This window comes from Blautia sp. ZXY-1-B12 (assembly GCF_056339915.1).
Genome location: NZ_JBWJVP010000240.1, coordinates 31,655 through 56,819 on the forward strand (window position 1 = coordinate 31,655; position 25,165 = coordinate 56,819).

Here is a 25,165-nt window from a genome sequence, read left to right on the forward strand (position 1 = left end):
TGGACTGTTGAAGAAATTGTGATTAAATTCTAAAAAACTTATAAAAAAAAGAAAAAGACCTGAAAAGGTCTGTAAAAAGAAGGAGGGCCGGACCTTACGGTCCGGCATAAGTATGAAAAAGAAAAAAGTTAAAAATCTATGTGAAAAAGCATTTGCAACCTGTCTGTAAAGCATTTGCTTTATTTGCTTATTAATATACAGGGAATTTGTGAGCAAAATGTGATGGACTGTTGAAAAAAACGTGATTAAATTCTAAAAAACTTATAAACTGGCAGGAAGAAAACACAAGGTGGAAAACTGAAAATAAGCATTGTAAAAATCCGAACTGTAATTTATAATAAAATTTAATGGTAACGGTTCAATATCTTTACAGTTACAAATAATGAGAAACAAGGAGGAAAACATGAAAAGAGAAACAGTCGTCGTACTGGATTTCGGCGGTCAGTACAATCAGCTGGTTGCCAGACGTGTAAGAGAATGTAACGTATACTGCGAAATCTATTCATACAAGACCGATCTTGAGAAAATCAAGGCAATGAATCCTAAGGGAATCATCCTTACCGGTGGTCCGAACAGCTGCTATGAGGCAGATTCACCTACATGCAATAAAGAATTATTTGAGCTTGGTATTCCTGTTCTGGGACTCTGCTATGGCGCACAGCTTATGATGCATGTTCTGGGCGGAAAAGTTGAGAAAGCAGATGTGAGCGAATATGGAAAGACAGAGGTTCTGGTAGATAAGACAGATTCTAAAATCTTCAAAGACGTATCTGACAAAACAATCTGCTGGATGAGCCACACAGATTATATTTCTCAGGTTGCACCAGGATTTGAGATTGCTGCTCATACAGCAGACTGTCCGGTAGCAACTGCACAGAATGAGGAGAAGAAGCTGTATGCGATCCAGTTCCATCCGGAAGTGCTTCATACAGTAGAAGGAAAGAAGATGCTTTCCAACTTCGTACTTGGTGTATGCGGATGTGCCGGAGACTGGAAAATGGATGCCTTTGTTGAGCACACTATCAGAGAAATCCGCGAGAAGGTCGGGGATGGAAAAGTTCTTCTTGCCCTGTCAGGTGGTGTTGACTCTTCCGTTGCAGCAGGACTTCTTTCCAGAGCAATCGGAAAGCAGCTTACCTGTGTATTTGTAGACCATGGTCTTCTTCGTAAAGATGAGGGAGATGAGGTTGAGGGTGTATTCGGACCAAACGGTCAGTTTGACCTGAACTTTATCCGCGTTAATGCACAGCAGAGATACTATGACAAGCTGGCAGGTGTTACAGAGCCTGAAGCAAAACGTAAGATCATCGGTGAAGAATTTATTCGTATTTTTGAAGAAGAGGCCAAGAAGATTGGTGCGGTAGATTTCCTGGCACAGGGAACTATCTATCCAGACGTTGTAGAGAGTGGTCTGGGCGGAGAGTCCGCAGTGATCAAATCTCACCACAATGTAGGCGGACTTCCGGATTTCGTTGATTTTAAAGAAATCATTGAACCGCTCCGCGACCTTTTCAAGGATGAGGTTCGTAAAGCAGGTCTGGAGCTTGGAATTCCGGAGAGACTGGTATTCCGTCAGCCATTCCCGGGACCGGGACTTGGAATCCGTATTATCGGTGAAGTTACCGCAGAGAAGGTTCGTATTGTACAGGATGCAGACTTCATTTATCGTGAAGAGGTAGACAATGCTGCAGCTGAGTATAAGAAAGAACATGGTGAAGATCCTTCATGGATGCCGAACCAGTATTTTGCAGCACTGACAAATATGCGAAGTGTAGGCGTTATGGGTGACTTCAGAACTTATGATTACGCTGTAGCGCTCCGCGCAGTGAAGACTATCGACTTCATGACAGCCGAATCTGCTGAGATTCCGTATGCAGTACTGAATAAGGTTATGAACCGCATTATTAACGAAGTTAAGGGCGTTAACCGCGTATTCTATGACCTGACCAGCAAGCCACCGGGTACGATTGAATTTGAATAAATCGAGTTGCTTAAAAAAGCCAGTGTTTATGCGGGTTTCAGCGATTTCGATTAGTCTTTTGATAACAAATTGATAACAGTCATAGCAAGTGCCATTATTCTTGTTATCCAGTGGTTTATGGGTAACGGAACAATTAACAGGTGGCTTGCAGACTAAAGTTCGGAGCTTGGCTCTGAACAAATTCCATATTATAAACTAAGCCCTTAGCTGTGGTTAATAACCATAGTTAAGGGCTTTTTTGTCGTTGCCAAAGCATCTGTAGGGAGCTGCCAGTGGCAGGTCCTGTAGGTGCTTATTTATCTTTCAAGTGGTCTTTGAATGCTTCCACGAGAGCGTCACTTAATTCCTGTGATGGAACTTTTGCCCAACGCTGTGTGGTGTCGAACTCTGGATAATGGTAACGCCAGTTATCGTATTCTTCTCTGTTGATTTCTTCGGAAGATAGCTTGTCTGCCTGTTCTTTCCAAGCATACAGCATTTTGAGGAGTTCATATGCTTCTCTGCCTTTGTCCTTGTTGACCTTTAAGCATACCTCTCCGTCTGCTTCACTGACAGTAAGACCGTAAATATCTTCAAGGGTAAACAGAGTGTGCATAAGACCGATATAGCTGTCTATGTCAGGAACATCAAGAGCCTGTGGAGAAACATCAAGCACCTGTGCCAATGCATTTGTAAGGTCTGCTTTCGGTTTGCGTGTACCAGTTTCGTACTGTGCCAAACGCACATCAGCACTCTTTTCTGGAAAACCGATTGCTGTACCGAGATACTTTTGTGTCATACCACGCATTAGTCTGAAAAAATGTATTCTTTCGCTGATAGCCATAATGATACGCTCCTTTTATATTTAGTGAAATAAGTATAGCAGAAATGTTTAGTGGAAGTCAAGAAAAACCGAAACAAAAATGTTTAATATTTTCTTTGCAACCACTTGACAATAGCAAATATGTTTAGTAAAATAAATTACGAATTAAACAAATATGCTTAATGCGACAACTGAATGACCGTCCGAAAAGCCAAACCGCCAAGACCTCGTCGGAGCAAGTTCCGTATCGTTCGCTTGTGTGCAAGCACAAAAGCTCATTCGCTGCACTGCTCCTCCTCTTCCCCAAAAGTCTCCGACTTTTCGGGAACCCCTATACGAGCGAGCGCCTGATGTACTGCGGTGCATTGGGACAGCACAGCGCCTGCCGACAAGCAGGAGTGCCTGTTGGAACTTTAACACGGAGAAAGCGGCAAGCAAAAAATTATTTTAAGAAAGGAAGAAAAAGGATATGGAAAACAGATTTATCCGAGCCGAAGATGTGGCTCAGGAACTAAACGTATCAAAACCTTATGCATATAAACTCATCAGACAATTAAATGAGGAATTGAAAGCAAAGGGCTTTATTACGATTGCAGGGCGTGTAAATCGCCAGTATTTTTACGAAAGGCTCTACGGAGCAGGAAAGGGGGAAATGTAAATGCCGGTATTTAAGAATGAAGATAACGGTACTTGGTATGTGATGGCAAGGTATGTGAACTGGAAAGGGGAACGCAAGCAGAAATGCAAGCGTGGCTTTGCTACCAAACGAGAAGCACAGGAATGGGAAAGAATGTTCAAATTGCAGACTTCTTCAGACCTTGATATGAGTTTTGAAGCCTTTACGGAGCTTTATATCAATGATGTGAAGAACCGTTTGAAGGAAAACACGTGGCTTACCAAAGAGCATATCATACGCACAAAGATACTTCCGTATTTCGGGAAACTGAAAATCAGCGAGATTTCCACAAAGGAGATTATTACTTGGCAGAATGAAATGCTTGCCTATCGTGATGAGAAGAAAAAGCCTTATTCACAGACGTATCTGAAAACGCTGCACAATCAGTTGTCCGCCATTTTCAATCACGCTGTCCGCTACTATGAACTGCGTTCCAATCCTGCGGCAAAGGTGGGAAATATGGGACGTGAGGAACACAAGGAAATGCTGTTCTGGACAAAGGAAGAATACAAGAAATTCTCTTTTGAGATGATGGACAAGCCTGTTTCCTTTTATGCGTTTGAAATGCTTTACTGGTGCGGTATCCGAGAGGGCGAGCTGTTAGCTTTGACTCCGGCAGATTTCAACTTTGATAAGGAAACAGTCACAATCAATAAATCCTATCAGCGTTTGAAAGGGCAGGATGTGATTACTTCTCCGAAAACGAAAAAGAGCAACCGCACGATTAAAATGCCGAAGTTTCTGTGTGAGGAAATGAAAGAATATCTCGGTATGCTTTACGGATTGAAGAAGAAAGACCGTATCTTTACGGTGACGAAAAGCTATCTTCATCACGAGATGGACAGAGGGGCAAAGGCGGCAGGCGTGAAGCGTATCCGCATTCACGATCTCCGTCACAGCCACATTTCACTCTTGATTGATATGGGCTTTTCTGCGGTGGCGATTGCTGACCGAGTTGGTCACGAAAGTATTGATATTACTTATCAGTACGCACACCTCTTTCCGTCAAAGCAGATTGAGATGGCAGAAAAATTAGATGATTTAGGGAAAGGAGATTTTGAAAATGTCAGCTAAGAACAGAGATAACAAAAATCGTTGGAGGAATATCACAGTAGGGTTTCGAGTATCGCCCGAAGAAAACGAACTCATTAACAGAGCTGTAGCTCTATCAGGATTGCCAAAACAGGAGTAATTGTTACCGCCGTTGCTTAAATCAGGATGTGGTGGTACAGGGCAATCCGAGAGTGTATAAGGCGTTGAAAACGGAATTTGCCACAGTCCTTGCGGAACTGAAAAGGATTGAAGCAGGAAAAGGTGTGGATGATGAACTGCTGAGTGTAATAGAACTGATTTCCATTATTCTCGGCGGTTTGAAAGGAGAGGATGCGAATGGAGAATAAAAAAGAAATGACTATTCCAAATGTATCTGCGGCAACAGATGCGGAACAGTCACTTTCCAAATGTACTGACAATAGTATAGTCAATCAGGATACGGATTTCAAGGGGTACGAGCAATCTCGAAGAAATCCAAAGGGAAATACTCAGACAGTTAGACCCTTCCTATCTGAAAACAGTATCAATGACAACGCTGTATGATACGGTGTTTGAGGTTGACAGACACCACTTATCGACGGTCTGCTCCAAAGGGGAACTTACCTTTTTCGTAGGTTCCCCGAAAGTGGGAAAGAGCTTTATGATGGCACAGCTTGCCTATCATATCAGCACAGGCACACCGCTTTGGGAGTATAAGGTGCGTAAGGCAACGGTGCTTTATTTTGCCCTTGAAGATGATTACCCACGTTTGCAGAAGCGATTGTTTCAGATGTTCGGTGCAAAGGAGACAGGCAATCTGTATTTCGCAACGGAATGTAAAACGGTCAATGGCGGACTGGAAGAACAGATAAGAGGGTTTATGAGGGAACACCCAGACACAGGCTTGATTATCATAGACACCTTAAAGCGTGTGCGTGAAGCAGGCGGAGCAGATTACAGCTACGCAAGTGATTATGATGTTGTGGCAAGGCTGAAAGCGTTGGCAGACAGTTACAAGGTTTCAATGCTTATTGTTCATCATACACGCAAACAAAAATCGGAAGATATATTCGATATGATTTCAGGCACGAATGGTCTGATGGGTGCGGCAGACGGTGCATTTGTTCTCAGTAAGGACAAGCGTACTTCCAACAATGCCACACTTGATGTTGCTGGCAGAGACCAGCAGGATATGAAAATCCATCTTGTAAGGGACAGCGAGCGATTGGTGTGGAACTTTGCAAAATCGGAAACGGAGATGTGGAAAGAACCGCCCGAACCTCTGCTTGAGAAGATAGCGGATACGCTCTTTTCGGAAAGTGACAGATGGGAAGGAACTGCTTCGGAACTTTGCGAAAGGCTTGCGGTGGATATAAAGCCGAATGTACTTTCTTTAAGGCTCAGTATCAACGCAAGCAGGCTGTTTCGTGATTACGGTATCCGTTATCAGAACAGCCGCACACACGACGGAAGAAAGGTTTCACTTTGGAAAGAAACCGAGCAGACGGCGTGACAAACGGTGTCAAAGGTGTCAATGTTTTTGAGAGCAGCACGCTGTGAAAAACATTGTCACCATCGTCACACTTTGACACCGGATAAAGTTTAGGGGAGTGTGCAGAGAGTGCCTTTTCAAAGGCGGCTCTTTGGTCTCGCCTGCTGGCTCGGTCGGTTCGCAGGCGTGTGTGCCACCGGCACACGCTCACCCCTCGGAGAGCCTTCGGAGAACGCAAAACCTGTTTACAGGTCGCATTTTTGATGGGTGTACCCGTCAAAAGTGCTTTTGCGTTACTTTTGACAAAAGTAACAAAACCTGAGAATGTTGAAATTTACAGATGGGAGATGAAAAAATGCAGAGAACGATAAGTGCAATGGTCGGTAAAGGCTCGGTCAATCACAATAGCCGAAAGTTCCGAGCAGAAAATGTAGACGGAACTCGTACTCATCTCAATATCGACTACTGCAATGAAAATATAAAGACAGTTTATCACGAATTGTTTGATGAAGCATTGGAAAGATACAATGCCAAGCAGATAAGGTCAGACCGAAAGATAAAAGATTATTATGAAAAAATCCGAAGTTCCAAGCAGGAAAAACCGTTCCACGAAATCATTTTACAGGTGGGCGGTAAGGGAAATATGAACGCCGATACGGAAAACGGAGAACTGGCAAAGCAGATTTTAGATGAATACTATCAGGGTTTTCAGGAGCGAAATCCACAGCTTCGGGTGTTCTCGGCTCATCTGCATATGGATGAAGCTACACCACATCTGCACATAGATTTTGTACCTTTTACCACAGGCAGCAAGCGTGGACTTGATACAAGAGTGTCACTAAAGCAGGCTCTTGCAACGCAAGGTTTTAAGGGCGGCAGTCGTGGCGATACGGAGTGGTCGCAATGGATACAGTCCGAAAAAGAACAGCTTGCGGCGGTGATGGAACGTTATGGGATTGAGTGGGAACATTTAGGCACACACGAAAAACATCTTTCTGTTTTGGATTATAAAAAGCAGGAAAGAGAAAAAGAAGTGGCGGCATTAGGTGCGAAAATCGAGCAGAAACAGATTGAATTTGATGTGTTGTCGGAACGAGTATTGAACTATGATAAGGCAAAAGACGAGCTGTCAAATCTTGAAATAGAGCTTGATACTGCACCGAAATATCAGTTGCCAGAACCAGAGAAATTTATGACTGCAAAGGCATATAAAACCAAAATGGCAGAGCCGGTTGTAAGGAAATTGAAGCAACTTGTCAAAACGGTGCTTGCCCGCTGCTTTGAGGGGTGGGACAACTATCATAGGCTGAATACAGCGAATGCACAGTTATACCGCACCAATCAGCGTTTGGAGAAAGTCAATGAAAGATTGACCGAAGAAAACAAAATCCTAAAAGCAGAAAATAAAGATTACAGCCTGCTCCGTAAGGTTTTTGGTCGCAAACAGATAGATGATTTGTTGGAGCAGGCAAGAACAGTTAAAGGTCGCAAGCGTGATAATACACGATCACGATAGACAAAAATCACAGGAGGAAAAGGAAAATGACAAAGACAATTTTTGAAGAAATGGGCGGAATTTATAGACAGGTGGGTGATTATTTATTGCCGAACATCACAGTACCAGCCGAAGAAGAAATAGAGCCGATTGGTTTATGGGGGAAACGACATGCAAGGCATTTAAAGGAACACTATAAAGTGTTATATATGAACCTGCTGACAAGCGGAAAGCTGCATAGTTATCTTGCAGAAGTCGATAAGCAAGCAGAGGATATGTTTCTTCGACTGGTAAAGGAATATGCCGACAGACAAGATGTGACGGAACAATTAAAGAAAGATAATCCCTACGAATGGATTGGAAGAATGAATAATATTCAGGCTTGTGTGAGGGAAGTTGTAGGAACGGAGTTGATTTACACATAAGCGTTTTACGGTATGGTGCTCCTGCGTTTGCTGGAGTGCTGTGGTTGTGGTTGTAAAGAGGTTGTGAAAGATTGAATTTCGTAATGGTTGGATGTATAATTAGGAAGTGAAAATTTTAATTTGCACTTCCATAAGGTGAAATGTATTGACACAAAAAATACAGTATGATAGTATTGCCATTAGAAGAAAGAAAGGCACATTTTGTGTAAGGTGAGGAAATGATTAATAGATAATTTGATTTAAGTAAGACACATATAGTTATTGAGCCTGTAGAGAATAGGTTTGTTTTGTGTACGCTTAAGTTGGATTATCGCAAGAGGCATTTCCTTTGTTTTCCTTTTGGAAAAGAAATAAGGGTCTATTTAGCGAGTCTATTTTTGCGTATGCAAAAAAGACTCGTTTTTGTGTGTTCAAAATAATAATTGGCTCAGACTTCGAAAAGGAGAAACTTTAATGTTGCAGATAAAAAAATTAAATTTAACACATAAAAAAGACCTGAGAATAATTCTTAATGATTTCAACCTTGTGCTAAATGATGGAGATAAGGCAGTTATTATTGGAGAAGAGGGAAATGGGAAATCGACATTAATGAAGTGGATATACAATCCGTCGCTTGTAGAAAACTATATAGAAGCAGATGGGGAAAGGATAATGGGACACGAACGTCTTGGTTATCTTCCGCAGGAGATGCTCGATGAAGATAAGGAAAAAACAATATACGAATATTTTTCTGAAGAGGAAATATTCTGGGAGAAAACGCCTAAAGAATTGTCTGTTATTGCGGGAAAATTTGGAATGAAAAATGATTTTTTCTACAGTAACCAGACAATGGGTAGTCTTTCAGGAGGCGAAAAAGTCAAGACACAACTTATGAGGCTTTTCATTCGCGATGTTTCTGTGCTGTTGTTGGACGAACCTTCCAATGACATCGACATTGCGACGCTTACATTACTGGAAAAAATCATAAATGACTGGAAGCACATTGTGCTTTTTATTTCACACGATGAAACGCTGATAGAGCGTACTGCCAACATGGTGATACATATCGAGCAGATTATACGAAAAACAAAGGCGAGATATACCGTGGCAAAGCTTCCCTATAGACGCTATGTGGAAGAACGGCTTCATAAATTTGAAATCCAAAAACAGCGGGCACTGAGTGACCGTAGGGAGAAAAAGATTCGCGATGAAAAATATCAAAGAGTTATGCAGAGTGTACAAGGTGCATTAAGAAGTTGTACCAGACAAGCACCGTCTGTTGCCAAAAACTTAAAGGACAAAATGCATACGGTTAAGGCAATGGAACGAAGATTTGAAAAAGAAGATGAAAATATGACTCAGATGCCGGAACAGGAAGAAGCAATCTTTGTCAAATTAGGGGATGAAAACTCACACATTCCCGCAGGAAAAACGGTCATAGAATATGAACTTTCAAAGCTTGTGACTCCGGATGGCAAAAGAATTTTAGCAGAAGGAATTCATTTAAAAATAAAAGGTTCAGAAAAAATCTGTATGATAGGAGCCAACGGGGCAGGAAAAACGACTCTTCTAAAAAAGATAGCGGAAGAACTCCTAAATCGGAATGACATTAAAGCAGAATATATGCCTCAAACTTATGAAGACCTGCTGGATTTGGATGTTACACCGGTTGATTACCTTGATAAAACAGGAGATAAAGAAGAGCGTACAAGAATTAGAACATACCTTGGTTCACTTAAATACACACCAGATGAAATGGAGCATCCGATTCGGGAGTTATCAGGCGGACAAAAGGCGAAAGTGCTTCTCTTGAGGATGAGCTTAAGTGGTGCAAATGTTCTTATTCTGGATGAACCGACAAGAAATTTTTCACCATTGTCCGGTCCGGTAATAAGAAAAATGCTCCGAGAATTTCCGGGGGCTGTCATTAGCATTTCTCACGATAGAAAGTATATTGAAGAGGTGTGCGATAAAATATATCAGCTAAATCCTAATGGATTACAGCTAATTGGTGATTGATAACAAAAAGGATGAAAGACTGACAAATTTCAGGCTTTTAGTGAGTTGGAAAGCATACAAAGATTTGAATTTGGAGGATAGATTATGGTACGTACAGAAGATGCATGTGAAATTATAAAATATGCTTTGCAAAACGAAATTAAAGTATATTTAGATGGCGGATGGGGTGTTGATGCACTTCTTAAAAGAGAATCAAGAATACACAATGATATTGATTTGTTTGTTGAACTGAAACATTATCATGATTATATTTATGTGATTAAGCAGCATGGATTTGAGGAAGTAAATACTGATTATACAACGGATGGTCATACTGTCTGGAAAGATGATAAACAAAGAATCATTGATTTACATTGTTTTGAATTTACAGATGACGGAATTGTTTATGAGGGAGATATATTTCCATCAAAAACTTTTTCCGGTATTGGAAAAGTTGGAGATATAACTGTTTCTTGTATTGAACCATTGAGTCAGGTAATGCTTCATTTGGGATATGAACACGATAAAAATGATGTGCATGATGTGATGCTGTTGTGTGAAACATTTCAAATAGCAATACCAGATGAATATAAGGAAAAGTAAAATTTCAGTTTTGTGTTGAATCTCTAAGCAAAATAGCTTATAATTTGACATGCTACATATAGTTATTATCCACAGTTATCGAGTAGGTGTTATCAATGCCGATAACAAAATGATAACATTAGCTCGTATAGGCAGGATAATATGGATATATCAAATAATCAAAAGAACGAGAAACATTACAGAGAATAATTCCTAAACAAAAAGCGTTAGTCTTTGTAGAGTTTGAGTAGCGGACTAAATTGCGAAAAAGCCCATAAATAAAGGTTTTGCGGGCTGTCTGGATGTTCCGGTGGAGTGCAAATGGAGTTAAAAAATCTTTTTTTTCTTTGTTTTCTTTCCGGAGTTATCTGAGATTTTCGCAAAAGTAACTATGCTCAGAAAATATAATTAGTGTGAATATGAAGAACAGTTTGTTTTGATGGAAATATTTTCCGTCAGGGCAGACTGTTTTTTTATACCCTTTTTCAATGATATTAACTCCATGGTTCAGCGATAACACATATGGAAACTGTAAAATTAAAATAATTTGCTAAATTTCGGAAAATGATGTCCGATTTTGCATTTGCCAGTACAGAGTATATGAAGAGATAAATATTCAAAACACAGGAGGTACTGATTATGCAGAACAAATTATTTTTAAAGGCAGCCGATATATGTGAACTTCTGGAGGTAAAACAGACATCGGCTTATGAGATCATTGGCAATCTGAATAAGGAGCTGGAAGAACAGGGATATTTGACGCTTAGAGGAAAAGTTCCGACAAAGTATTTTGTGAAGCGTTTCTACGGAGTGGAAGATACTTGTGAGATTCCACAGGAAGAGGGAAAGGAATGGTTTCATGCGTAAGAGAAAAATGTATTTATCAGTGGAAGACATTGCAGAACTCTTTGGATTATCAGTTTCGTTTGCTTACCGGGTGGTGGAAAGAATGAATGCCGATCTGGAAAGCAAGAACTATTATGTTATTCTCGGACGGGTGCCAACCCGCTATGTAGAGGACAAGATCTATGGTCTGGAACATGTTGAGCAATATTTGAAGGAGGATAAAGCGATATGAGTATAGTGCAGGAAAAAATGTATATGGATAGGCCGGAAATATAAAACTGTCGCTGGGGTACTGATCTATCGTGCATAGCGTGTCCAGTTCCGAAAGCGGCAGCGTTTCAAAGGATGTTTCCCAGCCACGCTGACGCTTCCTTTCCCGGAAGTAGTCAACGGCTTCATGGTACAGTACCAGCTTGCAAAAATGGTCAAACTGGCAGCGCCTCCCGTAATCATCAGGGGTAACTTTCATCTTCTCACCCCCTTTCCGTGGAGAGTGAGCAGGATGATCCTGTCCGTTGTCAGGGGCCTATGCTGGCCCTGGTCTGCTGACCGCCTCCTTTTCCATCTGATTTTTTGCCGGAAATGACAATCCGCGAAAATCGACAAAAATCGCCCGGCAGGTCGTAAACCTACCGGGCGACGATTTGAAGCGTTTTGTTGTTTTCTTACATGGTATAGTTCATACTCATAGCCGGAATATTCCCGTGGCGGGGCAAGGCTTTTTTTAAGCGGTAGAAGTGGATTAGATTATAATGATAGTAAAACAGCATGGCGGCGTCCTCCCGTGGGCCGCCATGCCTTTAACTGCTGGGAATGACAGAAAGAAAGCAGCGGCCTTGATTTCTCAAAACCGCCACCAGTGAATATAAATTAAGCGTGAAAATGGGTCTGCCCAGCAGCGGTTTTTTTCTTTTCTGCCGCTGGGCAGATGTTTTTTCTTTAGATACATGATAAGAGGAATTTTTGAAGATTCCATAAAGATTTGAAAAATGGACGGACATAAAAGACGTCCATTACACTATCGGAAAATCAGCAAGGAAGTTTCATAGTAACCTTTGCGCCGCCGGTTTCTTTTGAATTTTCTAAAATAAGCTGACCATTATGTTGTTCCATAATCGAATTTGTAATATATAGACCCATACCAAAGTGTAACTTTGAATTGCGGCTTTGATCGCCCATATAGAACCGTTCCTGTGCGTGGCATAATGCCTCTTTAGAAAACCCCGTTCCCTCGTCTGTGACTGAAATTTCCACGAAACCGTTGTTACTCTGAACATCCACATAAAGCGTTCCGCCTTGCGGGGAGTAGTCCAGCCCATTACTGATAACATTCATAATAGCACGTTCTATCAGCACCCTATCAAATTTCAGCATTTGAGGGAGTGAAACAGTATTCATTTGCAGCCGGATTTCTTTTGTCCGGCATAGTGATTCCATATAACCGAACAAGTGCTGCATGAACGCTGGCAAGTCTATACTTTCAATATGGAGCTGATAACCAACCGCCGCCCGTGATATATCAATCAGGGTTTGAATATATGACTGCATCTGGCCGGAGCTTTCCACGACGTAACCAGCGTATAATCGTTGCTCATCATCAAGATTTGTTTCTGTGAGTAAATCAGCATTTCCTTGAATAACCGTCAGAGGCGTTTTCAAATCATGGGCAAGCGCGGCGATTTGCTCTTTCTGTGTCTGTTCGGTTTTCCATTGCCGTTCTAACGAAATTTTCAGATTATCTTTCATATCTGAAAAAGATGCAAGGACATCTTCAAACTCTTTGATTTTGGCGTGTCCTACTTCAAAATCAAGGTTTTGCTTTGAAACCTCCGCAGTTGCTTCAAAAAGCGGGGTCAGTTGTGTACGCAGGTTCTTAGCAAATCTGGCGGTCAGTATGATAATGACCAGCAGCGAATTTACAGCCATCAGAATAAACGCAAGCGTGTCAGGAGATGGAAAATATTCCGGTAGCCATGACACTGTAAATTGAGAACCAATATAATACCTTAAAACGCAAAATTCGTTTTCCCGGACAACAAGTGCAAACTGCCTCCCCGTAGCATATTCAATATATTCTCCCTTTGCGTACAGCAGGGCAATTTCTTTTTCATCATCGTCCATATTGCTGTAAAGCTCATTAAAGTTCCTGTCCAGAATTAAGTAGCCGCATCCCTGTGGAATCACAACCTTTGTAATATCCGGGGCAATCGTCAGCGTTGGAATGATCTCTTTTACCTGCAATTCACTTAGATTTGCTCTTGTAGCTAATCCAGCATTTACAGCAAGTCCCTCCAAACCAACAGGGACAATAATTGCCGCTACCAGCATGACAATGAGGGAGATAGCAAACTGGCGAAACAATATTTTCAATGTAGGTTTCTTTTTCACTCCCATTTATATCCTATCCCCCATACGGTGCTGATCGGACTTATTTTGAAATGCTCCAATTTCGCACGAATATTTTTTATATGCGTTGAGATCGTAGAGTTATCGCCTATTCCATCAAACCCGAAAACGGCTTCATAGATTTGTTCTTTTGTAAAAACCTGTCCCCGGTTTTTCGCAAGGTATTCACAGATTGAATACTCGCTTTTGGTAAGGGGAACCGGCTGTTCTGAAACATACAGTACCTTTGCGGAAAGGTCAAATCTTATATCAGGCTCAAATGAAAGTGTGCTGTGATGCTCCCTTTTTTCTCTGCGTAAATGTGACGCGACACGGGCGCGAAGCTCCTGAATACGAAAAGGTTTCGTAATATAATCATCCGCACCGATGCCCAATCCAAACAATATATCTTCCTCTAATGTCTTTGCGGTCAGAAAGAGAATCGGGCAGTCTACCATATTCCTGATTTGTTTGCAAAACTCAAACCCGTCTGTGCCAGGCATCATCACATCCAAAAGAATGAGGTCATAGAAATGCAGCTTTTTGATGTCTACATCATCCGCATTTTGACAGACTGTTATCAAATATCCATCTTTCCCCAAACTGTTCTTAATCAATTCCAAGATAGAAACTTCATCGTCAACTACAAGTAAGTGGGTCAAAAAATCACCTCCCGCCCCATTATACCACATTGTTGAGGTTACTCATCATTATTTTTAATGTCAGCTTTCCGATATTCATTGTTGATATTTACAGCTACGGCATTGCTTATATCCACATCCACAATACTGTAAACGTAGCCGAAACTGAAATCTTCCCCCGCCACATTTTTGAAGCGTTTCGATACCTGCCCGATTTCTTCTTGCAGTTCTGACATTTCAAGACATTCATCCGTTATGGTATATGTCAGGCCGTTATATGAAATTTCATCATAGTTTGCGGCGTTCAGCTCATAATACGGCAGAGATTCATTTAACGCCTTATTTTTATCGGCGGTATCGCGGAGCGCACCGCAGGCCGATAAGCATATAAGACTTACAAGCACAATTACCACAGCAAACAGGCACTTTTTATTCACTGTTTTTACCTCCCTCCCAACCATGAAACCAAACCAAACTGGCAATCAGCAGACAAACAGTGCAGCATACAGAAATAATCATACCGCTGAAAAAATCGGTTTTTACCTGTGCATACAGTTGGGGGCTATCCCATGCAAGCACAGTGTAATCCATAGCACGAACGCCCCAGGCCCAGGGAATATATTTCCATGTAGCGTCACCAAGCCCTGTTATCATAAGGGCAGCTATTAAACTCCCTGCAATTCCCAATCCCATAGATGCACCTTTTCCGAAGCTCATTCCCACAAACAAATGAATCAGGTAAATGGGAAGCATGGTAATCAACAATAGAATCCCTGCTTTCAGGTAAAGGCTTGCCGGAGCATCCCTATATAGTGCAGCGAATGTTCCTAACGCTAAAAATGTTGCGCCAAAAGCACAGATCATCAGAAAACCAAGTTTACCAATATACGTTGCCATGCGAGATGGGATTGTTCCCAACAAAAGCTGATAATGCCCGGCCTGATTTTCGATCTGAACAACCAGGCCCACAATAATGCCGATCAGAAACGGGAACGCAACGGCCAGCACTTCCAGATAGGCACTGATTTTGGTTGCCAGTTCCCATCTGGATATATGATAGTAACCCGCAAAAATCGCCGCACATATAATCGGAATCATGCTGTGCATATAGAGCAAAATGCTATGTTTACACTTCTGATATTCTGCTTTCCAGCAGCGAACCACAGATACCATAGTTACCCCACCTCCTTTTTCTCAAACCATCTTGCAGTTAAAAATGACAGCGCCGCAAACCAGGCCAGCGAAATGACCAATACAAGTATAATCATCCAAAATGCCATTGCCGTACTCTGATCTGCAACCGGCTCACCATTAGGTAAAATACCTAACACGGAAATCATAAGATGCGGCACCCAGCTATACGGGCAGATCATCCACAAAGAGGTTGTAGCCGTGAAAATCCCTAAAACGCTTCCAAGTCCGGCATTAAGAATAACCGTGACAAAGATACCAACTTTTTTTGATAACCATAAGCACAGCGGAACTTCCCATAGGCTTGCAATGACAATACAAGCTGTTCCGGCCGCAGCCTGCCAAATTCCGATTGTCAGGGGAATTTCGTTGATAACTAATATTGCAAAACCGCCCAACAGATTTAGCGCCAGGAAAATGAAATTCCCCACACAGGAGTAAATACCGGCCACTCCAATTTTGGCTTTCCAGACTTTGTTCTGCGAAACAGGCAATGAAGCAACGGCACGATATTTTAGTTTGCCATTATCCCGCTGTTCAATCAAGGCACAGGTGAGCGTAAGGAATCCAGGATAAAGCAGGTTATACCACCAATTATAAGAATTGAGCTGGAACCAAAGAGGGGCAAAAAAGTTCATAAGCGCAGTTACAAACGGGGCCAGAACGATCAGCGTTTTTGTGAAAGTTCTCTTATGCTTTAGGTTCTCTGCCTGAATATATGCCATCTCCATTTAATATCCCTCCTTACCATTTCTGCGAATAACATCCATAAAGAGTTGTTCCAAATCTTCACCAGCGCGAAGCTCTCCCTCATATCCAAGGACGCCGCCAGCAATGATACCCACATGATCTGCAATCTGCTGGACTTCTGACAGAATATGGCTGGACAAAATAACTGTAATCCCTTTGCAGGGAAAAGAGCGAATTAACTCTCGAAGTTCCTCAATCCCTAAAGGGTCAAGGCCGTTAGTCGGTTCATCCAGAATCAAAAGCTGGGGACTGTTCAGCAATGCAATAGCAATACCAAGCCGCTGCTTCATACCAAGAGAAAACTGCCCGGCCCGTTTCTTGCCGGTATTCGTGAGCTGGACAATTTGCAATACCTCGTTAATTCGTGCATCGTCCAGGCCGAGCAATGTAGTTCTGACTTTGAGATTTTCGTATGCAGTCAGATTTTCGTAAAGCGGGGGCATCTCAATCAAAGCACCGATATGCTCCAGATCATTCCGCTTCCACGGGTGGCCGTCAAACTCGATGCTTCCCGATGTGGGGCGCAAAATGCCGGTGAGCATTTTTAAGATCGTGGATTTGCCAGCCCCATTCGGCCCCAGCAGACCATAAACCGAGTTGCGCCGGATGTTCAGTGACACATTGTTTACCGCCATTTGCCCCTTGAAATTTTTGCAGAGGTCAGTCGTTTTCAAAATCATATCCATATAATCAAGTCCTTTCTTTGATTTTACGGATAGCATACCGGGCAATTTTGAAGATTTCATAAAGATTCCCGAAAACAGAATATGAACAATACACCGTAAGCTCCCATGTTTTTGGTCTTTGATTCAATCATCTTTCTACGGATAAGCTTCTTTTCTTCGGGGGAAACACAAAACAAAATCTGTATATTTCTTTTTCTCTTTGCCATAGGCAGATTCTCCTTTCTTTGGTTCTTCGAAGTAGTGACTTCTGGGCTTTTAATTTAGGGCAGGGTTCCCTAAATTGCTGGTTTTTCGGAAGTGTATATACACTTCCTGTCCTTGCTATTTACCGGTGGCACAGCCTCCGGAAGAGAGTCCTTAAAAAAGATCCCTCTATAAATAAGGTACTGAGAGAAGAAAAAGAGGACATCGAAGCTCTGAAGTATGACGCAAGCATGATTCTGTGGTATAGTAAAATCTGAATGAAAAAGAAGAAAAGAGGTCAAACCGATGTCACGGAAAAACCATAAGATGATAGATGGGAGATTACTGCAAACGAATAAGAAGTATTCCCAGTTAAAAATGAAGCAGAAAGAAAAGATTGCGGAATGGATGTTTCAGGCAACCAGAGATTATTATATGAAAAAATGTACTTTTCCGAGTGACAAACATCTGGAAGAAGTGGTGGATTCTGTTTATGAAAAAATTGAAGATGCAGAAATCTGGATTCCGTATGGAGAGGTCTTCAAGCATTATAAATCCAAACGATCGGATATCAACAAACGTGTCAGAAAATCTCTGAATGAAAAAGAAGAGAGTCGGATTGAGAAGGTCTGTTTTATGAATATGTGTATGATTCAGGATCATAAAGGGAATGTACTGGCTCTGGATAAAGTAAATGATAGCTATACCGGTACAACTTTTCCAGGCGGTCACGTAGAAGCAAATGAGATTTTTCAGAAATCTATGATTCGGGAAGTCTGGGAAGAAACAGGACTTACGGTTGAAGCACCGAAGCTTGGAGGATTATATCATTGGCATAAGAGCGGAGTGCACTATGTTATTACCTTGTATAAAGCGGATAAGTTTACCGGAGAATTAAAGAGTTCTGAGGAAGGAAGAGTTTATTGGATTCCGCTGGAAGAGTTAAAAACAAAAGAACTTGCTACAGGTATGGAACACGTTTTGCGGATTCTGGAATCAGAGAAGGTGGATGAGTGCTATATGCATCTGGAAGCAGATGGATATGTGGGAGACTTGTATTAAAGAATTACATGAGAAATGGCTGCCTGTTCATTGGAGAAAAGACAGCCATTCTTTATAAGATACATCATTCATATACAATCATAACGGCACCTCGTCTTTTCCTAAAATTATAAATACAACTGTATTGAAAAATAAGCTGTGCTGTCATACACTTGTATTATAATACAGGGGTATAAAGGAGCGAGAAGATGAGAAAAAGATGGTTTATCAGTCTGATAATCGGTATAATAATTACAGGTGGTTGTCTGGGATATCTCCAGTTTGGAAGAGATATGGATGTGTATGGTTCCCATGCAATGACAGCGGACAATTACCATGAGGAGCGTTTGACGGTAGTGGTAAATAAACTGTATGTAGAGGATCAGAAAGTATGTGCAGAAGAAATCGTGAAACGTTGCAGGGAAAATTCATTTAAAAGTGTGCGGTTCAGCTACGATCAGTCGATTCCGAATGCGTTATATGTGACGGTATATTCATCAAAGCGACAGGCAGAAAAAGGAATACAGATGTTTTCGTTTTCTTACTTGCCGGAGGATGGCGATGGAACGTATAATATTGTTAATGATTCGGATAAATTTATGTTGAAGCTGGAGAAATAACACAGCTGATGATACAGCTTAGAAGAGTAGGAGTGAAAGAATGGTAGAAGATACTATGTTTTCCGGGGAATCGAAAAATATTGAGTACAAGGTATCCTTACCTGATAAAAGTGAAAAGTACATGAAGACAATCGTAGCTTTTGCCAATACACAAGGTGGCAAGCTGATTGTTGGAGTAGATGATAAAACATACCAGATTGTTGGTGTGGAAAATGATGTGTTGTTTCAGATGATGGACGGAATTGCCAATGCAGTTTCTGATTCCTGTGTGCCACAGATTATTCCTGATATTGAGCCACAGACAGTAGACGGGAAAACGGTCATTGTTGTATCAGTAGAAGCTGGAAAGAACAGACCGTATTATCTGAAATCAAAGGGAAAAGATAATGGTACTTATATCCGTGTTGCAGGTACATCAAGGCAGGCATTTCCAGAGAAAATAAAAGAACTGGAGATGGAAGGAGCCAGAATCTCCTGGGATGAACTTACCTGTGTAGGATATCCAGTTTCAGAAGAAGCTACAGAGAAACTTTGCCAGGATATTGAAAAGTTCCGGAAAAAAGCAGGAATGTCAGAGCATTCTGTGAAGAAAGAGCAGCTGATAAACTGGAAGATCTTAAAGCAGAGTGAGGGACAGTTTCTGGCAACGAATGCCTATGCGCTGCTGACATCAGATTATTTCTCATTTTCTAAAACCCAATGTGCGGTATTCAAGGGAACAGATCGTGCAGTATTTCTTGATAAGAGAGAATTTACAGGACCAATCTATACACAAATCGAAGAAGCAGTAGATTTTGTATTGAGAAATATTCGACTTGGAGCAACAATTGACGGATTGGTGCGAAAAGAGAAATATGAGCTACCACCGGAAGCAATCAGGGAAATGATTATTAACGCCCATTGTCACCGTAACCTGTTGGATGAATCCTGTATTCAGGTCGCAGTTTATGATGACAGACTGGAAGTGACTTCTCCAGGCGGATTATATAACGGATTGACTTATGAGGAAGTCATGAATGGTCATTCTAAGATCCGGAATAAAGGAATTGCCAATATATTCAGTCAGATGGGACTCGTAGAAGCATGGGGAAGCGGAATTAAAAGAATCCTTAATGCAGCAGAGGAGTATGGACTTCCGAAGCCGAAATTTCAGGAATTCGATAATATGTTTCGGGTAGAGTTGTTCCGAGTCAATCCAATAACTGACCAAGCTAACCAAGCTACTAACCAAGCTAACCAAGATTTAGAGAGATTAGACCAAGTGGAAGATGAAAATGTACTGAGTGAGAAAGAAATAGAAATTCTGAATCTTGTACGTATGCAACCTTCAATCACGCAGAAAGAAATGGCTAATGCGTTAGATTGGAATCTTGCTAGTGTGAAGTATTATATAACCAAATTGAAGGAAAAGAATTATCTGAAGAGGCAGGGAAGTAGCCAAAAAGGGAAATGGGTGATATTAACAAAACGAGATTGACACTTGTATCAATTCATGTTAAACATATGAAATGTAAGGAGGAGAGAAAGATGCCTAGAAAACCATCATTAGACGGCAAAGATTCTAGTCTGAGAATCAGGATGTCACCAGAGCAAAAAGAAAAGCTAGTATTTTATGCAGAGAGACATTATCAGACTATGAGTAATGTAATATTCCAGGCGTTGGACATTCTTTACGCAAGAGAAGAACAACAAAATAATAAAGAGTAAAATGGAGTTATTTTGGAGTTTATTTCTTCATTTTTTAGCACTCCTCTTTGGCACTTTTTTGATAATCCCCTTTGTAAGAATCAGAAAATCCGGTTCATACGGAGCACCAGAGAAAACATCAAAAAAAGACACAGAAACATAGAGAAAAAAATTAGAAGCCTTGCATCAGGGAACGTCCTGACGCAGGGCTTTTTCAGTCCTGAAAGAAAAGGGAAGAAAAATAGTGCAGTATCCCGGAAGCGCCGGAAAAGGAAGTTTTTACAAGTGAGTTTGCTAAAAAAATGCAAAGTGGGTGTGCGAAGGGACAGGACATATAAGCTTTGTATTCTATCTGGCAAACTAGACAGACTTAAAAGTCATATTCTACCTTCGAGGGGTATGCTTTTCATCTAAAATAGAGTACGATTAATAAAAAAAGGAGGTAGATGGATGGATCTTATCAAAATTGGAAAATATATTGCAGGTAAGCGAAAGTCATTGGGGATGACACAAAAGCAACTGGCAGAAAAATTAGGTATGAGTGATAAGTCTGTTTCTAAATGGGAGCGAGGAGTTTGCCTGCCGGATGTATCTGTTTATAAAGAACTTTGTTCAATTCTTGGTATTAGCCTCAATGAGTTTTTGGCTGGAGAAGATATAGCTCAAGAGAATATGATTCAGAAGTCAGAAACAAATATTATTGAAGTGATCAGAGATAATATAGATAAACAGAAATGTCTAAAGGTTATGAAATGTATATTATTAGTTATATCTATCTGTGCGGTATCAGTAATCGGATTTACCATATACCGTCTGAAAAAACCACAGAATTATATTTCTCCTGTTGCAAAGGATAGCATAGAAATGCAGACAGCAGAACTGCTTGCTGGACCGGATGGAGCATTTGTCTATAAGTTTATCACAACGGATGAATATAAAAAACTCAGATTACATATTTATCGATACGAATCAGGAAAATTGAGTGATCAGGACAAAGTTGAAATGGGATTTGAAGATATTGGTTCGCCAAAAAGTGGTGAAATCGTAATGGTGCCTGATTTCGATACTTATGTAATTAAGTTAATTATTTCTGGAGGTGGTAGTAGGTTGTCAACAGAAATTCCTGTTTTAGAAAATGTAGAAAATAGAGAATACTATGGCAGAACAGCAACTGAAATAAAAAATGTCGTAGACATTAGATACGATAAGCAGCAGCCACTTATTGCCTTTGTTTATGATAATGATGAAATGAGTGTTCCGACTTTAGACGATTTTATAAATAGCCAAACAGATTTTCTTTCAAAAAATGATTATGTGTATTATGTGGCATTTGAGTTTTGTAAGTAATAGATTTGATAATATGTTTCGGATAGAGCTGTTCCGTAATTCATTTCCGGTGACAAATGAAAAAGAAAACATCGGAGGTAGAGTGGAGAACAGACCTTAACGATACACAGCAAAAGATTATAAAGTTGCTTTCAGAAGATCATCAATTATCAGCGGTTAAGTTAGCTGAAAAAATCGGGGTTGTCAGGCGAAATATTGAGAACAATATTAAGAAGTTAAAAGAATATGGTATTCTCATAAGACATGGCTCTCCAAAGAATGGTTACTGGGAGATTATAGATAAAGATCTACAGGAGTGAGAAGTAAATTAATCCAAGATTAGTCAAATGCTGAGAGAAATAGACCTTCGCAGACGTAATGTTTGCGGAGGTTTTTTTGATAAAAAATTAATCATGATAATAATGTGATGATATCACAGAAAACAAATGAATTTCAGATTATAATAAAGCCACAAAAGAAAAAACAAGGAGGACTGTAAAATGTCTGCTATTAATATCAATAAAAATAATTTTCAGAATGAAATAATGGATTCCGAGAAAACCGTTCTTTTAGACTTTTGGGCTCCCTGGTGTGCTCCCTGTCGTATGGTGGTTCCTATCATGGAGGAGATTGCAAGTGAACGCCCTGATATCAAAGTTGGAAAGATCAATGTGGATGAGCAGCCTGAACTGGCAAGTAAATTTGGGATTATGAGTATTCCAACTTTGGTGGTTATGAAGAATGGGAAGATTGTAACAAAAGTTTCAGGGGCAAGACCTAAGAAAGCGATTTTAGAAATGCTTTAATGAGGAAAGGTGGAAAAATAAGATGAAGGTAATAATCGTAGGCGGTGTAGCCGGAGGAGCTACAGCCGCAGCAAGAATACGCAGACTGGATGAACATGCAGAAATTACTGTGTTTGAAAGATCTGGATACATATCCTATGCAAATTGTGGGCTTCCTTATTATATTGGAGACGTGATCACAGATCCGGAAGAACTTACATTACAGACACCAGAGAGCTTTTTTAAACGCTTTCGCATTAATATGAAAATTCATCATGAAGTTATCTCCATACATCCGGATCGTAAAACTGTTTCAGTGAAAAATTTGGAGAATGGTGAGATATTTGAAGAAAACTATGATAAGCTGATCCTTTCTCCAGGTGCAAAGCCAACACAGCCGAGACTTCCTGGAGTTGGTATTGATAAACTTTTTACACTTCGTACAGTAGAAGACACTTTTCGTATAAAGGAATATATAAATAAGAACCATCCAAAATCGGCTATATTGGCAGGTGGTGGATTTATTGGTCTGGAACTGGCAGAAAATTTGAGAGAGCTTGGCATGGATGTTACAATTGTTCAACGGCCTAAGCAGCTGATGAATCCTTTTGATCCGGATATGGCATCCATGATCCATAATGAAATGAGAAAGCACGGGATAAAATTGGTACTGGGTTATACGGTAGAAGGATTTAGAGAAAAGGACAATGGAGTAGAGATTCTATTAAAAGATAATCCGTCCCTTCAGGCTGATATGGTGGTGCTGGCAATCGGCGTTACACCAGACACAGCATTAGCAAAAGAAGCCGGTCTGGAGCTTGGCATCAAGGGAAGTATCGTAGTGAATGACAGGATGGAAACTTCTGTACCGGATATTTATGCAGCAGGTGATGCAGTTCAGGTAAAACATTATGTTACGGGTGATGATGCGCTGATTTCTTTGGCTGGTCCAGCCAATAAGCAGGGAAGGATCATTGCTGATAATATTTGTGGTGGTGATAGCCATTATTTAGGCAGTCAGGGAAGCTCCGTTATCAAAGTGTTTGATATGACAGCAGCCACTACAGGTATCAATGAAACCAATGCTAAAAAGTCAGGGTTAGAGGTAGATACAGTAATTCTTTCTCCTATGAGTCATGCCGGTTACTATCCTGGTGGAAAAGTGATGACCATGAAGGTGGTTTTTGAAAAAGAGACTTATCGTTTGCTTGGCGCTCAGATTATTGGATATGAAGGAGTTGATAAACGTATTGATGTGCTGGCAACAGCGATCCATGCAGGGCTGAAGGCAACCCAGTTGAAAGATCTGGATCTCGCATATGCACCGCCTTATTCCTCTGCAAAGGATCCTGTAAATATGGCCGGCTTCATGATAGACAATATAGCAAAAGGGACCTTAAAACAATGGCATTTGGAAGATATGGATAAGATTTCTAAAGATAAAAATGTGGTGTTGCTGGATGTGAGGACTGTAGGTGAATTTAACAGGGGTCATATGAAGGGATTCAACAATATTCCTGTAGATGAACTAAGGGAACGAATTAGTGAAATTGAGAAAGGAAAGCCTGTGTATCTGATATGCCAAAGTGGTCTGCGCAGTTACATTGCCAGCCGTATTCTGGAAGGAAATGGTTATGAAACATACAACTTTTCCGGTGGATTCCGCTTCTATGATACAGTGGTTAATGACCGTGCGCTGATAGAAATGGCATATGCATGTGGTATGGATTATTAAAAAATAATCACAATATTTTTATAATTTTCTCGTAGCATAAAAAGATCCCCCATTTATTAGAATGACTTTTATAATTCTGATAAATGGAGGATTCTTTTGATGTTACAGAAAAACAGTTTTATGATCTTTGTAGTGTTTCCAGTCTTTTCGAATCCAGGATTGTGATTTTGCCGCGGGAGAGTTTGACGAGTCCTTCGCCTTGAAAGTATCGAAGCATTCGAGTGATAACTTCCCTGTGGGAACCAAGATGATTAGCAATCGTCTCATGAGTGATTTTCAATTCATTTGTTCCTTCGATAGAGGTCTCTTCTAAAAGAAATGAAGCAATACGCTTATCTAAACTCTTCCACATGATTTGTTCAATCAGCCACATGACATCAGAAAAACGGGTAGCCATTAACTCATTGGTATAGTTTGCGACGGGAGCAGATTCCTTCATGATGTCCTTATAGATCTCAGCAGGGATGATCCAAAGATCAGTATCTTTTTCTGCTTCAATGGTTACTTCAAATTGAATGGAGCGTATGATACATGAGGCGGATAAAAGACACATATCCATATCGAACAGACGGTAAAGTGTAATCTCTCGTCCCTCATCTGAAAGTATGTAGGTTCGAAGCTGCCCGAATTTAACCAGTAATAATCCAGTACAGTCCAGGTTTCCGTTGTGAATGATCGTTCCTTTTTTTACATCCCGTGTGATTAAATTGTCTGAAATTATTTTTTTCTGTGCTGTATTTAAGTCATTCCATAGTGGAAAATAATTTTCGAAGTTCATAACAGTTATCTCCTTTACGAACATAGTATACTTGCTTTTTTTAGATGCGT

28 protein-coding genes and 1 pseudogene are annotated in these 25,165 nt (G+C 40.7%); 20 read left to right on the forward strand and 9 right to left on the reverse strand.

All coding sequences use genetic code 11. The annotated features are described in order from the left end of the window. Nucleotides 1-403: 403 nt before the first annotated feature. Entirely contained in the window at nucleotides 404-1,981 is a 1,578-nt protein-coding gene (gene guaA, locus AC075L_RS16985; RefSeq protein ID WP_008705330.1) for a glutamine-hydrolyzing GMP synthase, read from the forward strand. 292 nt (nucleotides 1,982-2,273) lie between these two features. Here the strand turns inward: guaA and AC075L_RS16990 are convergent, their stop codons facing one another. Next, nucleotides 2,274-2,804, reverse strand: coding sequence for a helix-turn-helix domain-containing protein (locus AC075L_RS16990; RefSeq protein WP_009247529.1), 531 nt, complete (start codon nucleotides 2,802-2,804; stop codon nucleotides 2,274-2,276). A gap of 448 nt (nucleotides 2,805-3,252) precedes the next feature. Here AC075L_RS16990 and AC075L_RS16995 point away from each other — a divergent pair, with 448 nt between their 5' ends. The 11 genes and pseudogenes from AC075L_RS16995 (at nucleotide 3,253) to AC075L_RS17045 (ending at nucleotide 11,540) form a co-directional block, all read left to right on the forward strand. Next, nucleotides 3,253-3,441 carry a helix-turn-helix domain-containing protein gene (locus AC075L_RS16995; protein WP_009247528.1) on the forward strand — a complete coding sequence of 63 codons (189 nt, stop codon included), beginning with the start codon at nucleotides 3,253-3,255 and terminating at the stop codon, nucleotides 3,439-3,441. Next, the gene (locus AC075L_RS17000) at nucleotides 3,442-4,533 is read left to right on the forward strand and encodes a site-specific integrase (RefSeq protein ID WP_009247527.1); all 1,092 of its coding nucleotides are present in this window, start codon (nucleotides 3,442-3,444) and stop codon (nucleotides 4,531-4,533) included. After that, nucleotides 4,523-4,859 (forward strand): annotated as a pseudogene (locus AC075L_RS17005) (plasmid mobilization protein). The gene AC075L_RS17000 and the pseudogene AC075L_RS17005 overlap by 11 nt, the downstream one beginning before the upstream one ends. Continuing rightward, nucleotides 4,849-5,055, forward strand: coding sequence for a hypothetical protein (locus AC075L_RS17010; RefSeq protein ID WP_476387929.1), 207 nt, complete (start codon nucleotides 4,849-4,851; stop codon nucleotides 5,053-5,055). Before AC075L_RS17005 ends, AC075L_RS17010 begins: the two are co-directional and overlap by 11 nt. Then, the gene (locus AC075L_RS17015) at nucleotides 5,039-6,004 is read left to right on the forward strand and encodes an AAA family ATPase (protein ID WP_476387930.1); all 966 of its coding nucleotides are present in this window, start codon (nucleotides 5,039-5,041) and stop codon (nucleotides 6,002-6,004) included. Before AC075L_RS17010 ends, AC075L_RS17015 begins: the two co-directional genes overlap by 17 nt. 355 nt (nucleotides 6,005-6,359) lie before the next feature. Next, a complete protein-coding gene (locus AC075L_RS17020; RefSeq protein ID WP_019190307.1) occupies nucleotides 6,360-7,499 on the forward strand; it encodes a plasmid recombination protein in 1,140 nt (379 codons plus the stop codon). A gap of 26 nt (nucleotides 7,500-7,525) precedes the next feature. Next, the gene (locus AC075L_RS17025; RefSeq protein WP_476387931.1) at nucleotides 7,526-7,903 is read left to right on the forward strand and encodes a TnpV protein; all 378 of its coding nucleotides are present in this window, start codon (nucleotides 7,526-7,528) and stop codon (nucleotides 7,901-7,903) included. Nucleotides 7,904-8,356: 453 nt separating this feature from the next. Beyond that, nucleotides 8,357-9,901 carry an ATP-binding cassette domain-containing protein gene (locus AC075L_RS17030; RefSeq protein ID WP_009247522.1) on the forward strand — a complete coding sequence of 515 codons (1,545 nt, stop codon included), beginning with the start codon at nucleotides 8,357-8,359 and terminating at the stop codon, nucleotides 9,899-9,901. Nucleotides 9,902-9,985: 84 nt separating this feature from the next. Then, nucleotides 9,986-10,483 (forward strand): nucleotidyltransferase domain-containing protein, encoded by a 498-nt coding sequence (locus tag AC075L_RS17035; RefSeq protein WP_009247521.1) that lies wholly within the window; start codon nucleotides 9,986-9,988, stop codon nucleotides 10,481-10,483. A 618-nt stretch (nucleotides 10,484-11,101) separates the two neighbouring features. Continuing rightward, complete coding sequence (locus tag AC075L_RS17040; RefSeq protein WP_008705329.1) at nucleotides 11,102-11,329, forward strand: hypothetical protein; 228 nt, start codon at nucleotides 11,102-11,104, stop codon at nucleotides 11,327-11,329. After that, nucleotides 11,322-11,540 (forward strand): hypothetical protein, encoded by a 219-nt coding sequence (locus AC075L_RS17045; RefSeq protein WP_008705328.1) that lies wholly within the window; start codon nucleotides 11,322-11,324, stop codon nucleotides 11,538-11,540. The genes AC075L_RS17040 and AC075L_RS17045 overlap by 8 nt, the downstream gene beginning before the upstream one ends. Nucleotides 11,541-12,337: 797 nt before the next feature. Here AC075L_RS17045 and AC075L_RS17050 read toward each other — a convergent pair. Genes AC075L_RS17050 through AC075L_RS17080 form a run of 7 tightly spaced genes read right to left on the reverse strand, consistent with a single transcriptional unit; the run spans nucleotide 12,338 to nucleotide 17,167 of the window. Beyond that, nucleotides 12,338-13,702, reverse strand: a complete 1,365-nt coding sequence (locus AC075L_RS17050) for a sensor histidine kinase (RefSeq protein ID WP_118616793.1) — start codon at nucleotides 13,700-13,702, stop codon at nucleotides 12,338-12,340. After that, nucleotides 13,693-14,355 (reverse strand): response regulator transcription factor, encoded by a 663-nt coding sequence (locus AC075L_RS17055; protein WP_173706656.1) that lies wholly within the window; start codon nucleotides 14,353-14,355, stop codon nucleotides 13,693-13,695. Before AC075L_RS17055 ends, AC075L_RS17050 begins: the two co-directional genes overlap by 10 nt. A 38-nt stretch (nucleotides 14,356-14,393) precedes the next feature. Further along, entirely contained in the window at nucleotides 14,394-14,771 is a 378-nt protein-coding gene (locus tag AC075L_RS17060) for a NisI/SpaI family lantibiotic immunity lipoprotein (RefSeq protein WP_025580194.1), read from the reverse strand. Continuing rightward, entirely contained in the window at nucleotides 14,764-15,507 is a 744-nt protein-coding gene (locus tag AC075L_RS17065; protein ID WP_025580193.1) for a lantibiotic immunity ABC transporter MutG family permease subunit, read from the reverse strand. Before AC075L_RS17065 ends, AC075L_RS17060 begins: the two co-directional genes overlap by 8 nt. A 2-nt stretch (nucleotides 15,508-15,509) precedes the next feature. Continuing rightward, the gene (locus tag AC075L_RS17070) at nucleotides 15,510-16,256 is read right to left on the reverse strand and encodes a lantibiotic immunity ABC transporter MutE/EpiE family permease subunit (protein WP_025580191.1); all 747 of its coding nucleotides are present in this window, start codon (nucleotides 16,254-16,256) and stop codon (nucleotides 15,510-15,512) included. Next, nucleotides 16,257-16,961 carry a lantibiotic protection ABC transporter ATP-binding protein gene (locus AC075L_RS17075; protein WP_025580190.1) on the reverse strand — a complete coding sequence of 235 codons (705 nt, stop codon included), beginning with the start codon at nucleotides 16,959-16,961 and terminating at the stop codon, nucleotides 16,257-16,259. A 56-nt stretch (nucleotides 16,962-17,017) separates the two neighbouring features. After that, nucleotides 17,018-17,167: a hypothetical protein gene (locus AC075L_RS17080; RefSeq protein WP_226839767.1), complete on the reverse strand. Its 150-nt coding sequence runs from the start codon at nucleotides 17,165-17,167 to the stop codon at nucleotides 17,018-17,020. A gap of 283 nt (nucleotides 17,168-17,450) precedes the next feature. Between AC075L_RS17080 and AC075L_RS17085 the strand changes: the two genes are divergently transcribed. The 8 genes from AC075L_RS17085 (at nucleotide 17,451) to AC075L_RS17120 (ending at nucleotide 24,337) form a co-directional block, all read left to right on the forward strand. Beyond that, complete coding sequence (locus tag AC075L_RS17085; protein ID WP_055059700.1) at nucleotides 17,451-18,206, forward strand: 8-oxo-dGTP diphosphatase; 756 nt, start codon at nucleotides 17,451-17,453, stop codon at nucleotides 18,204-18,206. 188 nt (nucleotides 18,207-18,394) lie between these two features. Then, nucleotides 18,395-18,805: a hypothetical protein gene (locus AC075L_RS17090; protein WP_118408531.1), complete on the forward strand. Its 411-nt coding sequence runs from the start codon at nucleotides 18,395-18,397 to the stop codon at nucleotides 18,803-18,805. A 40-nt stretch (nucleotides 18,806-18,845) separates the two neighbouring features. Then, on the forward strand, nucleotides 18,846-20,282 hold the full coding sequence (locus AC075L_RS17095) for an AlbA family DNA-binding domain-containing protein (RefSeq protein WP_055054147.1): 1,437 nt from the start codon (nucleotides 18,846-18,848) through the stop codon (nucleotides 20,280-20,282). Between the two features lie 50 nt (nucleotides 20,283-20,332). Beyond that, nucleotides 20,333-20,512: a hypothetical protein gene (locus AC075L_RS17100; RefSeq protein WP_055054148.1), complete on the forward strand. Its 180-nt coding sequence runs from the start codon at nucleotides 20,333-20,335 to the stop codon at nucleotides 20,510-20,512. A gap of 429 nt (nucleotides 20,513-20,941) precedes the next feature. Beyond that, nucleotides 20,942-21,838 (forward strand): helix-turn-helix domain-containing protein, encoded by an 897-nt coding sequence (locus AC075L_RS17105; protein ID WP_055054149.1) that lies wholly within the window; start codon nucleotides 20,942-20,944, stop codon nucleotides 21,836-21,838. Between the two features lie 56 nt (nucleotides 21,839-21,894). Then, nucleotides 21,895-22,137, forward strand: a complete 243-nt coding sequence (locus tag AC075L_RS17110) for an HTH domain-containing protein (protein WP_025580599.1) — start codon at nucleotides 21,895-21,897, stop codon at nucleotides 22,135-22,137. 180 nt (nucleotides 22,138-22,317) lie between these two features. Beyond that, complete coding sequence (gene trxA / locus AC075L_RS17115; protein ID WP_025580598.1) at nucleotides 22,318-22,623, forward strand: thioredoxin; 306 nt, start codon at nucleotides 22,318-22,320, stop codon at nucleotides 22,621-22,623. A 22-nt stretch (nucleotides 22,624-22,645) separates the two neighbouring features. Beyond that, nucleotides 22,646-24,337 carry an FAD-dependent oxidoreductase gene (locus tag AC075L_RS17120; protein WP_118408533.1) on the forward strand — a complete coding sequence of 564 codons (1,692 nt, stop codon included), beginning with the start codon at nucleotides 22,646-22,648 and terminating at the stop codon, nucleotides 24,335-24,337. Nucleotides 24,338-24,455: 118 nt separating this feature from the next. Here AC075L_RS17120 and AC075L_RS17125 read toward each other — a convergent pair whose 3' ends face one another. Further along, nucleotides 24,456-25,115, reverse strand: a complete 660-nt coding sequence (locus AC075L_RS17125) for a Crp/Fnr family transcriptional regulator (RefSeq protein WP_330673167.1) — start codon at nucleotides 25,113-25,115, stop codon at nucleotides 24,456-24,458. Nucleotides 25,116-25,165: the final 50 nt, after the last annotated feature.